The sequence below is a fragment of the Agrobacterium sp. CNPSo 2736 genome (genome assembly GCF_004005385.1).
Lineage (GTDB): Bacteria > Pseudomonadota > Alphaproteobacteria > Rhizobiales > Rhizobiaceae > Agrobacterium > Agrobacterium leguminum.
This window is the reverse complement of the sequence record NZ_RZTX01000034.1, coordinates 1-11,551: the sequence shown is the minus strand read 5'-3', so window position 1 is coordinate 11,551 and position 11,551 is coordinate 1. Positions and strand designations below refer to the sequence as shown.

Sequence of the window (11,551 nt, the reverse complement as noted above, 5' to 3'; positions counted from 1 at the left end):
TGCCATCAAAGCCCGATGGGTCTGCGAGCAGGCGCATCAACAAATGAAAGAAGAACTCGGCCTCGATCACTTCGAAGGCCGATCATGGCAAGGTCTGCATCGACACTTCCTGCAACATCAGCGCCTACACCAGGCCAAGCGGGAAAAAAACCAAGAGGCACGGCCCGCCTAAACCGACACTGCCAGCCATCCGACGCGCGGTCATAAACACCCTCCTATCAACGTCAGCCCCAGAACGATGTCCGCACTGCAGAATCCGCTTCAGACCGCCAAAATGCATTCTGCCAAAGTAGTGCTAATTGTCTGAATGGAGTGGTGCAAAGGGTGTGAACTCGATGGGGTGTAATGCCCCCTGCGGCCGGCATCGGAGTATGATGTCCGCCCAGCGCCATGGTGGCGCTCACGGAGGAATGACATAGCTGCAAATATTTGCGCTCGACCTTGCGAAGCGAGGCTTCCAAGTCTGTAGAACGGATCGCGGCGGGGCGGTTCTATTCAACCGGGTGCTTCCACGCGCTCGATTGCAGCAATTTTTGAGTGACCAGTCGCCCTGCATCGTCGCGATGGAGGCCTGTGCTACCGGCCATTTCATCAAGGAAAGCCGCGCTTACGAAATTCACTATTTAACCCTGCACTGAGTCATGCTTTCCTACCGCCGATCGCTGCCGTTTCTACGCAATTTCAGATGACGCCAATATCACGCTAATTAAGCTGCTAACTTCGGTATTTCGCGCGCGACTAATCGCAGGAATCGTTGGTTGGGAGCCCCCCATGCCATCATCACCAGCATCGGCTTGTAGAGATCGAGACCCATTTCGGTGAACCGATATTCGAACTGTGATTAGGCATGGAATAAGGACCCCGCACATGGGGTGATCGGTGTCCAAACGGGAGCCGATAAGGGGTCCCGTTACGGGTCTGACTCATTCTCGATGATGTTTGTTGCTCAATTGGCTTGGTTTCCAATGGAGAATCAGCGCCATGCAAGCCAAATTTCGACTTTCCGATCTGATCCCTGCCGAGTTAAGCGTTGAATCGATGCATCAATCTGCCGACACGATCGTCGTTGCCGCATGTGGTCGTTCAGCAGATTGCAGATGTCCACAATGCGGTAGCGTCTCACGTCGTATTCATAGTCGCTACCACCGGATAATTGCCGATCTTCCCTGTGCTGGTCGAAGGATCGAATTGCGCCTGGCGGTCCGGCGCTTCGTCTGTTGTGCAGCCAATTGCCATCGAAAGATTTTCGCCGAGCGCTTCGGCGATGGTGTGATCCGCCCCATGGCCCGTCGAACGGTCCGTCTGGACTGCTTGGTACAGCATCTCGCTCTTGCATTAGGTGGTCGCCCGGCCGCACGGTTTGCCGATCGTCTCGGACTTCCCGTGAGCAATGATACGCTGCTACGAACCGTTCGCCGATATGATCGCCCGCCGCCAACGGCGCCGACTGTGATCGGCATCGACGATTGGGCATGGCGTCGCAATCATCGATATGGCACGATCATTTGCGATCTCGAACGACGAAAGACGATCGCGTTGTTGCCTGACCGAGAACCCTCGACCGCCAAGGCTTGGCTGGTCGATCATCCACAGATCGAGATCGTCGCACGAGACCGCGGCGGCGGGTATGCGCAGGCCGCTGCACAAGCTCTGCCACACGCCAAACAGGTCGCCGACCGCTGGCATCTTATGGAAAACGCCAGCCACGCCTTTCTTGACGCTGTTCGCAAGTCGATGCGGCAGGTCCGCGTTGCAATCGGCACAGCAACTATAAATCCAAAGCTTCTGACTGCCGCCGAGCGCCTGCAATATGAGGGATATCTGCGGCGTGAAGAGGCAGACGCCGTCATCCGTGATCTCGTCAAAGAAGGCGTATCCATCAAGGAGATCGTGCGCAGGACCGGGCACAGCCGAAAGCTGGTTCGCAGTGTCGTTCGCGGTCAACGGACCGACATCTTTCGGGTCCGGCAAACTTCCCTGGAACCGCATCTGCCTTGGCTTGAAGCACAATGGGACGCCGGATTGCGAAACGGCGCTGAACTTTGGCGGCAGCTTCGGTTGGCTGGCTTCGGCGGCGGTCTCCGGGTTGTCACCGAATGGGCGACGCGGCGAAGGCGTGCCGAAAAGGCCGAGAACGGACTCGGGCATGCGCCGGCCGCTCGTACCATCGTCCGCCTGATGACGCTTGAACGCAACAACTTGACCAAAGCCCAAACGGTGACCGTCGCCGCCATCGAAGAGAGGCTACCAGATCTTGTTGAGGCCAGGGATGTCGTCGAGAGCTTCCACAAAATGCTACGCAGCAAGTCCAAAGATGATCTGGAAACTTGGATCGACCGCGCGGCAAGAAGCCTGGTCGCGTCGTTTGCCAACGGCATAATCCGCGACCGGGCGGCGGTCCAGAACGCAATAACTTCAATGTGGTCGAACGGCCAAACTGAGGGACAGATCACCAAGCTTAAACTCATCAAACGACAGATGTACGGACGCGGGAAGCTGGATTTGCTCGAGGCACGTATTGTCGGAGCGCCCTAATGTCATCGAAATTGCGTCAGAGCCCCGTTACGACGCCGATTGACAATTCGAACCGCTCGCCGGAATTGTATGGGACCTTCCGAAACACGCCGGCCTGCACGAGCCGCGCCAGACGGTCGGACAGGATGTTCGTCGCGATCCCGAGATTTTCCCGCATTTCTTCGTAACGCCGCACGCCGTTCCATCCTTCGCGGAGGATCAGAAAACTCCAGCGGTCTCCAATGATGCCCAGCGTGCGTGCCACCGAGCATGGTCGAACCCTCTCTAAAAGGCTCGGATCGGAGCTCCGTCGGGATGTGGGGCGATTTTCAATCGGAGCATACCCTGCGCCAGGCCCGTCCCTCGGCGCCACCTCCTTGGCGGTGAATGGCTCAAGACATTCACCGCAGACGGTTACAGGGTGGCAATTGCATCCGCAGCTCTTGTGGATGAGTTGAAGGGGGGGCTCGTCGGAACCGGCCAGCCACTTGTCACCAAACTCCATAAGAGAAAGCATCGTTGGGAAGAGATCTTTGCCACGTACCGTCAAGAAATACTGCTGTCCCGGTTCGTTCAGTCGTTTCCCGACGCTAAGGATCTCGTTTGCAACGAGCGCAGACAGTCTGGAGGAGAGGGTCTGCCGCGGAATTCCCAACCGCTGCTGAAACTTGTCGAACCTGCGCACGCCGAAATAGGCTTCCCGAAGGATCAGGAAGTTCCAGGTATCCAGAACAATCTCCATGGTCCGACGCACGGATGATTGCCGCTGCATAGACAGGGGCCTACCCGATGAGCCCAGGGTTGTGTTTTCAATCTTTGTCATTGTTACGTCATTCACGGACTGAAACCTGTCGCAAATAGGGCCATGTTTGCGAACAAATATAGACAACAAAGTCTGATAATGAAAGTCAATGTGAGCACCGTCTCTTTAAAGTTAAGATGCCCTTCGCATTCTTTTGCGATGTGGAAGTAGTAAACGACGGTGATGGCGCAGTTGCGAAGGGCGGCTCGTTTTCCCCTTTGCGATGTTTGTCCATGGAGGAATGTCCAAGTGGACTATTGAAATTGGCTCCACCTCGGCCGCGCTACGGCTCAATGGATGTCAATGAAAATTCCGCGGTTTCGCCTTCATGGGATCGATATGAGGATCCGGCGTTTATCCCGAGCCCGACACGAGCCCGTTCCCTAGGCTCAGGACTTCGGTAACGGGGCCGTTCCAGTCAAGCAAAAAGTGACGACCGCAGCAGCGCCGTGATGGTGCCATCGCGGTAAATAATCCCGACAGATCCCCTTACGCCGCTGCCTGACTTGCTATGCCCCTCGTTTGAGGTCACCCCGGGTTCATGCTTCGGTCTGTGGTCAGCGCGATGGCTGCCAACTAGCATCAAAGCCTTTTAGTACTTGACGCCAATTGCAACAGGCGAACGCCAGAACATGACCGACCCAGAACGGTTCACAATTGTCGCGTCCTCAACGTGTTAGTCGCTCTGGCTGGCCCGGGGAACTTGTCGCTTGGGGAAAGCGTACATAGCTGCAGCACTTGCAGCTATTCCGCAGACAGTAATGGCGGTCATCATCGGCCTCGCTGTTCCGTCAGCGAACACCGCTACGAACAGGGTGGCTACGGTTCCGGCTGCAAAATTCATTGCTCCCAGAAGCGCCGAAGCAGTTCCAGAAATTGCGCCGAACGATTCCAAAGTTAATGTACTCGCAAGAGGCATAACGAATGCCATAGATGCGATGACGATAAACAGTGAGGCGGCGGTGAGAATAACGTCCGCGCCACTTACGAAGTCAATCGCTGTCACCGCGATGGCGGCAGACGTATAAAACGCAAGAGCGACTTGAATAATTCTCTGTGGCGCATACATCGTCATCAGCCGTGGAGCGATCTGTGCTCCGACCATCAAGCCCACAGCATTAATTCCGAAGAGTACACTGAACATGGTTGGTGACAGCTCATGAATGCTGATGAATACGAATGATGATCCAGCGAGGTAGGCAAAAAATCCAGCCATAGCGAAGGACAAGACGCAGGCATAAGGCAGGAATTGTCTGTCGACTAAGAGGGTGCCGTAGGTTCTAACGGCCTTCATTGGGCGCCGGCCTCCTCGAAAATCCGCAGCTCGAGTTTCCGGCAGTTTAAGGCAAACTAGGAAGAGGCAAACAGTACCGAACACCGCCAACGCTAGGAAGATCATCGGCCAGGGTGCAACTGCAATAATCGCGGTTCCGAGCATCGGCGCCAGAACAGGAGCTACTCCTTGAACAATCATCACTAGGGAAATGAGGCCAGCGGCGGCGCGACCGCTGAAGAGGTCGCGAACGATCGCCAGACCTATGACGAACCCAACCGAACCGCCTAGGCCTTGCAAAAACCTCCAAAGGCAGAATTGCATGGCGGTGTCGGCCAAACCGCAGCCTACTGATGCAGCAATAAACACGGACAAACCCGCGCATATCATCGATTTTCTACCTAGAGCGTCTGAGAGCGGCCCGAAGAACAGTTGGCCAATCATCAGTCCAGCAAAAAATGTCATAAGGCTGAATTGAACTGCACCCTCGCCGATATTCAGGCTGTATGCGATTTGAGGCATACCGGGCAAATACATGTCGATAGAAAGCGGGCCGATGGCCCCCAGGAGCCCCAGGATTGGAACGAGCCGGCGGGTTGATGTCTCATTCATGTTGCTTCTCTACCCTCAACTTAGAATTTTTGGCTCGTTGTCTATCGTGTGACATCGCGTTTAGAGTGACTTGTAGCGATGTGATGAAAGTGTGAATGGTGTCTTCCGCATCAGCGAAATTCAGCAATTTCTTTAAAGTGGCCTGAATACATAGGCCCGTGACAGACAGCATTATTGTGTATGCGAGTCGCTTCACGTCGTCGTTTATCGTTGCTAATCCTGCCTGACGGCTGAGCAGTGCTTCGCATTTCGCTATCGCAGGCAAGAGTCGCTGTTCAAAAAATATCTGCTCAAAATTCAGCTCCGGAACCGACCCCATAACGCGAAATAGATTGAGGGATGAGTCTTCCGCCAAGAAGAGCCGGAACTGCAAACGCAGAAACATCTCAACGTCTTCAGCAACCGCCTTGGGCGCAAACACAGTTAAAACCTCTTCATTTTCATCTATGATTTTGGAGATGAGGCATTGGTGGAACAGGTCTCTTTTGCTTTTGAACATCTGATAGAGGGTTCCCTTGCTTACACCGGCGGCGTCAGCAATGTCCGACATTGCCGTCTCGCAATAGCCGCGGCAAACAAAGGCACTCAAGCTCGCATTTACGGCTAGGTTCCAAGCGGTTTGGGCGGGTGGGCAACCGTCGTCAGCGCGTGTTGTCATCGGGATTCATCCAAAGCGTTTCCTGTGCGCGTTCCTCAGCAGCATGGCCGGTCGTTATTTTTCATATTTACATTCAGTATGTATGTAAAGTACAAACTGCACCAACTGGGATTCTCCTGCCTCAAAAATTATGAAAGGTTCTATGAAGTGGAAACCAAAACTCTAAAACGAAGATTGGTGGCGAGCGCGCTCATATCGCCCCTCTTCTTTACGGTCGCCGCCGCACAGGATCAGCCTGTCCCACAAGTGGGTGTCGTGAAAGTCGAACAGCAGAATTTCACGCTGACGGCTCGTCTGCCGGGACGGATCAAGCCGTCTACTATCTCCGAGATAAGGCCCCAAGTTTCGGGGATCATCCGGGAGAGGCTCTTCGAGGAAGGGGGCAAGGTTAAAGCGGGTCAGATACTCTACAAGATCGATGACGAGACGTATATTGCTTCGGTAGAATCCGCAAAAGCGAATGTGGCCCAAGCTCAAGCGAGTTATGATTTTGCCGTTATAGATGCGCGGCGCGCAGAAGAAACGTTTGCCAAAAACGCTAGCTCGGCCTCAAATCGGGATACGAAGATTGCTGAGCGAGAAAAAGCGCGCGCAGCGCTCCAAGTTGCTCAAGCTCAACTTCGAACGGCTGAAATCGACCTGGCGCGCACCACCATACGAGCACCGATCTCAGGGATAATTGGCTTCTCGGATACAACGCCCGGAGCACTTGTTGCAGCCCAGCAGACTTCGCCGCTTACAACTATTCGAGCGTTGGATACCATCTATGTAGATGTTACCCAGTCGATTAACGATCTGCTCCGCTGGAATGCTGACAGGAGCTCCGGCGATGCTCGCGCTTCGTCAATCGCAACAATGATAATGCCGAATGGCGCTCCGTATCCGCTCAAGGGTGACCTAAAAGCGGCTGAACCCCGGGTTGAACCGACAACCGGCATGGTAACGCTTCGTATCGCATTCGCAAATCCTGATGACAGACTTTTGCCGGGGCTATACGTCGAGGTTGAACTTCCCCAGGCCACGACTCGCGGGGCGATATTGGTGCCCCAGTCAGCAGTGATGCGTAACGCTAAGGGAGAGGCGTCGGTTTGGGTCGTCGACGATGGAAAAGTTGCTGTTCGCCCCGTAACGATCGTCGCAGCTAATGGCAACCAATGGGTTACCAACAGTGGACTGAAGCCCGGCGACGTTGTGGTCGTTTCGGGATTCCAGAAAGCCAAACCGGGAGCTGCAGTACAGGTTGAACAGAAGCCGGTAGATGAGCAGTCAGCACCGGTTGGGAGCAACTGAACATGGCACGCTTCTTCATCGATAGACCAATCTTCGCGTGGGTTATCGCGATCATCATAATGGGCCTCGGAATTCTCTCGATCATGCGGCTTCCGATATCTCAATACCCGTCCATCGCCGGTCCGTCGGTTGTGATCGGCGCAAATTATCCAGGAGCGTCGGCAGAGACCGTGTCTGATACGGTGGTGCAGATCATCGAGAAGGAGATGACGGGGCTGGATGGGCTGAGATATATCGACTCATCGACCACTTCAACCGGAAGAGCAACAATCACTCTGACTTTCAACCTGGGGACAGACCCCGACATCGCGCAAGTTCAGGTACAAAACAAGCTCAGCCAAGCAGAAGCAAGCCTTCCCTCGGAAGTTACCCGTCAGGGTGTCACCGTGGAGAAGTCAACGACCGGCTTTATGATGGTCATCGCTCTTATTTCGGACGATGGAGCTCGAAGCGCGATCGATCTGTCGGATTACCTTAACTCGTACATGGTAGAACCGGTATCTAGGCTAAAAGGTGTTGGTAAAGTCGAAGTGTTCGGATCCGAATACGCAATGAGGATTTGGCTCGACCCCCAGAAACTTAAGTACTACGGCATATCTCCTAACGACGTTACGACTGCAATTAGTGCACAGAACGCTCAGATTTCTGCTGGCTCATTTGGCGCCATGCCTGCTCCTCAGGGGCAGCAGCTGAACGCAACAGTCACAGCCCAATCACTCCTCAGGACGCCAGAGGATTTCGATAGAATTGTTTTGCGGGCCGATACGGACGGAGGCCTAGTCCTTCTCCGAGATGTGGCGAGAGCCGAGTTGGGTACCGAGAACTACGAGATCTCGAGCTTTCACAACGGGCGGCCAGCCACAGGAATGGCTATCCAGCTTGCGTCAGGTGCCAATGCACTCGAAACAGCTGAATTGGTAAAGGCAAAGGTTAACGACCTATCGCAGTTCTTTCCCGCTGGTGTAAGCTACGTCATTCCATACGATACTACGCCTTTCGTATCGCTATCGATTGAGGCTGTCATCCACACCCTCATCGAAGCCATCGTACTCGTCGTTCTTGTTATGCTGATCTTTCTGCACAACTTTCGAGCGACGCTGATCCCTACACTTGCCGTGCCGGTCGTTCTTTTGGGCACGTTTGGGATTATGGCTGCCCTTGGGTTCTCGATAAATACCCTGACGATGCTGGCAATGGTCCTTGCCATCGGTCTTCTCGTTGATGATGCGATCGTCGTTGTCGAAAACGTCGAGCGCATCATGAGAGATGAACATCTCGATCCCGTTGCCGCGACGAAGAAGTCGATGGGCGAAATTCAAGGCGCGCTTGTCGGCATCGCCATGGTCGTCTCTGCGGTCTTCGTGCCAATGGCGTTCTTCGGCGGTGCCACGGGCGAAATGTACAAACAATTCTCCGTAACGATCGTCTCGGCAATGGCGCTGTCGGTTCTCGTCGCCCTTATCTTTACGCCAGCACTTTGCGCGACCTTGTTGCAAGCACACGATCCACACTCCAAGCCGAGCTTCGGTTCGAAATTTTCGGCGTGGTTCGAGAAACACTTCTCTTCTCTAACAAATCGATACGGGGGTATTGTAAGGGTTTCTGCGAAGCGCCCCGTTCGAATGTTCATAATCTATCTTTTGCTTGTCGCAGCCATGGTCGTTCTGTTTCAGCGCACACCAACGTCGTTCTTGCCTGACGAAGATCAAGGGACGTTGATGACCATTATTCAGACACCGCCCGGTGCGACCGCGGAAACAACGGAAGCCGTGCTGAGAAAGGTAGAAGGCTACTACCAAGGCGCGGAGAAGGCGAATGTCGATTCTGTCTTCGCTGTACGGGGCTTCTCGTTTGCCGGACAGGGTCAAAACATGGCAATGATGTTCGTCAAACTGAAGGACTGGAGTGAACGAAAAGGTAAAGAAAACTCCGCGCAAGCCATTGCGGCCCGCGCGTTTGGTCCTTTGATGGGAGGTATAAAGGAAGCCTTCGTAATCCCACTCGTCCCCCCGGCGGTGACAGAGCTTGGTAACTCAAATGGCTTCACCGCCTTCCTTCAGGCGCGATCGGGTCAATCTCACGAGCAGTTGCTGGAAGCCCGTAACATGTTGCTTGGACTTGCTGCTCAAACTCCAAAATTGATGGCGGTCAGACCAAGCGGCGTCGAGGATGCTTCGCAATTCCAGCTTAATATCGACTGGGGAAAGGCCGGCGCCGTGGGTTTGACTGCCTCTGACGTTGGCGCCTTTCTCACAACTGTCTGGTCAAGCTCTTATGTCAATGATTTCCTTTACGAGGGAAGAATGAAACGGGTCTATGTGCAGGGAGAACCTAACGCTCGAACGAATCCTGATGATTTAGCCAAATGGAGGGTTCCTAATTCCAATGGGGAATTCGTGGATCTCGCAACGATCGCCAACCAGACCTGGGTCTATGGCCCTCAGCAGGTGAGCCGATACGACGCGCTTCCCGCTATGGAGATAGAAGGATCTTCAGCACCAGGATACTCCTCTGGCGAGGCCTTGGCCGAAATGGAGCGGCTGGCAACTCAGCTACCACCTGGATACAGCCTTCAATGGACGGGTATGTCCCTTGAGGAAAAGGATGCAGGGGCTGGCGCCTTGCCACTCTATGCCTTGGCTTTGGCCACAATGTTCCTTTGCCTCGCAGCTCTATACGAAAGCTGGAACATTCCGATCGCCGTCCTCCTAGCTATGCCTGTGGGCGTGCTCGGCGCCGTCCTGGGAGCTTGGATCGGCGGACAATCCAACGGCGTTTACTTCCAGGTCGGTTTGCTCACCGTGGTGGGGCTGACAGGCAAAAACGGGATTATGATTGTGGAATTTGCTCGAGAGCGGATGACAAATCTCGGAGAGACGGCGTTTGAAGCCGTGTGCGAAGCCGCGAAGCTCCGCTTCAGGCCAATCTTGATGACATCCCTCGCGTTCGGCCTAGGCGTAGTTCCTTTGATACTGTCTTCAGGAGCTGGAGCGGGTGCAAGACAAGCGATCGGTTACGCCACCTTCTTCGGGACGGTAACGGGGACCGTTCTTGCGATCATATTCGTTCCAGTTTTCTTCGTCATCGTCTCGGCGATATTCAAGCGAAGAAAAATAAGCAGCTAAACCGGTTGTAGACCCTTTCAAGGGGTCTACAGCAACCCTGAAGATATGACATATGTTTCCGCCTCCCGATTTGCAGTCGATGTCAATAAGGTTGTATAAGTCCTTTGAAATTGCAGGGAGGCTGCGTTGAGACGAACAAAAGAAGAAGCTGCGGAAACGAATCGACAAATCCTTGAAGCTGCAGAGCAGCTTTTCTTGGAGAAGGGCTACGAAAATGTCAGTCTGGAAGAGATTGCGGCGCAATGCGGTGTGACCCGAGGTGCCGTCCACTGGCATTTCAAAAACAAGCACGGCCTCCTGCTTGCTCTTAGAGATCAGGCACAAGAGCCATTTCGGTTGCTCGCAAACGATCTGTCGACCGGACGAGAGGCTGCATCTCTGGATCGGCTGGGCGATATCATCGCCCAAATATTCCATCGTTTACAGAAAGATCACCGGCATCAAGGCATCATTCGGGTTATGATCAGGCTCGATCTTGCAAAAGCGACAGAGGAAAAAAGCGGCGGAAGTGCCTTTCCAGAGGAAATGGAAGGATGGTTCACCAGTATCTTCGAAGCAGCAGAGCGGGATGTCGGGCTTGCCGAACCATGGACCGCAGCCATGGCCGGATCGATGCTCAATGCCACCGTAGGGGGCCTCGTCCTGGAGTGGGCGCTCAGGAAAGCTCCCTTTCGTCTGGCCCCGGACGGAGCCATGATTGTAAGAACGGTTCTAGCGGGCATGAAGAGAAACGGCGAGGCTTTTCATCAGGGCGTCGATCAATCGCGGGTCGATTGTGAGCCTTCCCGACTGGTGGCTAAGGCCCAAACGAACAAAAGTGCATGAGATAGATTGCTGCTTGCAGGCTACAGAGACATCTGTTTAGCCACTTAGAGGTCTGCCGGGAAGATTGCCATGATCCCAACCCGGTTGGTAGTCGGCAGAGACTGGACGTTAACCCGCTCCAACGGACGGCGATCAGCCGCCGGGTTCAACCTTTCCTAGCACTACTTTGGCAGATTAACCGACGGTTAACGATGATCGGCCATCTTTGGCCCCTCAAAAGGGGTGCGGTGGATGGTGGAGCAGGATATTGCACTGGCGGATTGGCTGAAGCCGTTCGTTGAGAAGCTTGGTCACAAAAAGCGGCGGCATATGTGCCCGGTATATATTTCAGGCCTGATCGGACCGGGTGATCGCAAGAGTATCGAGCCGATGGCGGAACGCCTTGCGCCCGATCACTACGACCGTCTGCATCATTTCATCTCGGATGGGATTTGGGACGCCAGTCCGCTTGA

At 54.3% G+C, this 11,551-nt stretch carries 8 protein-coding genes and 1 pseudogene; 6 read left to right on the top strand and 3 right to left on the bottom strand.

Annotation, left to right across the window (positions count from 1 at the left end):
• Together EM858_RS26415 and EM858_RS26405 are read left to right on the top strand one after the other, a co-directional pair.
• A pseudogene (locus tag EM858_RS26415) lies at positions 1-172 on the top strand (IS701 family transposase); the annotation flags it as partial.
• A gap of 809 nt (positions 173-981) precedes the next feature.
• Complete coding sequence (locus tag EM858_RS26405; protein ID WP_127758503.1) at positions 982-2,535, top strand: ISL3 family transposase; 1,554 nt, start codon at positions 982-984, stop codon at positions 2,533-2,535.
• A gap of 16 nt (positions 2,536-2,551) precedes the next feature.
• Here the strand turns inward: EM858_RS26405 and EM858_RS26400 are convergent, their stop codons facing one another.
• The 3 genes from EM858_RS26400 to EM858_RS26390 all read right to left on the bottom strand — a co-directional run bounded on the left by EM858_RS26400 (position 2,552) and on the right by EM858_RS26390 (position 5,859).
• Positions 2,552-3,256 (bottom strand): helix-turn-helix domain-containing protein, encoded by a 705-nt coding sequence (locus tag EM858_RS26400; protein ID WP_245483061.1) that lies wholly within the window; start codon positions 3,254-3,256, stop codon positions 2,552-2,554.
• Positions 3,257-3,992: 736 nt separating this feature from the next.
• Positions 3,993-5,201 carry a multidrug effflux MFS transporter gene (locus tag EM858_RS26395; protein ID WP_127758502.1) on the bottom strand — a complete coding sequence of 403 codons (1,209 nt, stop codon included), beginning with the start codon at positions 5,199-5,201 and terminating at the stop codon, positions 3,993-3,995.
• Positions 5,194-5,859 carry a TetR/AcrR family transcriptional regulator gene (locus tag EM858_RS26390; protein ID WP_127758501.1) on the bottom strand — a complete coding sequence of 222 codons (666 nt, stop codon included), beginning with the start codon at positions 5,857-5,859 and terminating at the stop codon, positions 5,194-5,196. Before EM858_RS26390 ends, EM858_RS26395 begins: the two co-directional genes overlap by 8 nt.
• Positions 5,860-6,006: 147 nt before the next feature.
• On the opposite strand from EM858_RS26390, the gene EM858_RS26385 reads away from it, so the two are divergent.
• The 4 genes from EM858_RS26385 to EM858_RS26370 form a co-directional block, all read left to right on the top strand.
• A complete protein-coding gene (locus EM858_RS26385; RefSeq protein ID WP_205649569.1) occupies positions 6,007-7,149 on the top strand; it encodes an efflux RND transporter periplasmic adaptor subunit in 1,143 nt (380 codons plus the stop codon).
• Between the two features lie 2 nt (positions 7,150-7,151).
• A complete protein-coding gene (locus tag EM858_RS26380; protein WP_127758500.1) occupies positions 7,152-10,274 on the top strand; it encodes an efflux RND transporter permease subunit in 3,123 nt (1,040 codons plus the stop codon).
• Positions 10,275-10,400: 126 nt separating this feature from the next.
• Positions 10,401-11,099, top strand: a complete 699-nt coding sequence (locus EM858_RS26375; RefSeq protein ID WP_127758499.1) for a TetR family transcriptional regulator — start codon at positions 10,401-10,403, stop codon at positions 11,097-11,099.
• Positions 11,100-11,330: 231 nt separating this feature from the next.
• On the top strand, positions 11,331-11,551 hold a 221-nt coding region (locus tag EM858_RS26370), incomplete at its 3' end, for a transposase (RefSeq protein ID WP_164865577.1).

Excerpts from the sequence above, each read along its gene's own strand:
- EM858_RS26405 (WP_127758503.1), top strand. The coding sequence starts at position 982 with ATGCAAGCCAAATTTCGACTTTCCGATCTGATCCCTGCCGAGTTAAGC.
- EM858_RS26400 (WP_245483061.1), bottom strand. The coding sequence starts at position 3,256 with ATGGAGATTGTTCTGGATACCTGGAACTTCCTGATCCTTCGGGAAGCC.
- EM858_RS26395 (WP_127758502.1), bottom strand. The coding sequence starts at position 5,201 with ATGAATGAGACATCAACCCGCCGGCTCGTTCCAATCCTGGGGCTCCTG.
- EM858_RS26390 (WP_127758501.1), bottom strand. The coding sequence starts at position 5,859 with ATGACAACACGCGCTGACGACGGTTGCCCACCCGCCCAAACCGCTTGG.
- EM858_RS26380 (WP_127758500.1), top strand. The coding sequence starts at position 7,152 with ATGGCACGCTTCTTCATCGATAGACCAATCTTCGCGTGGGTTATCGCG.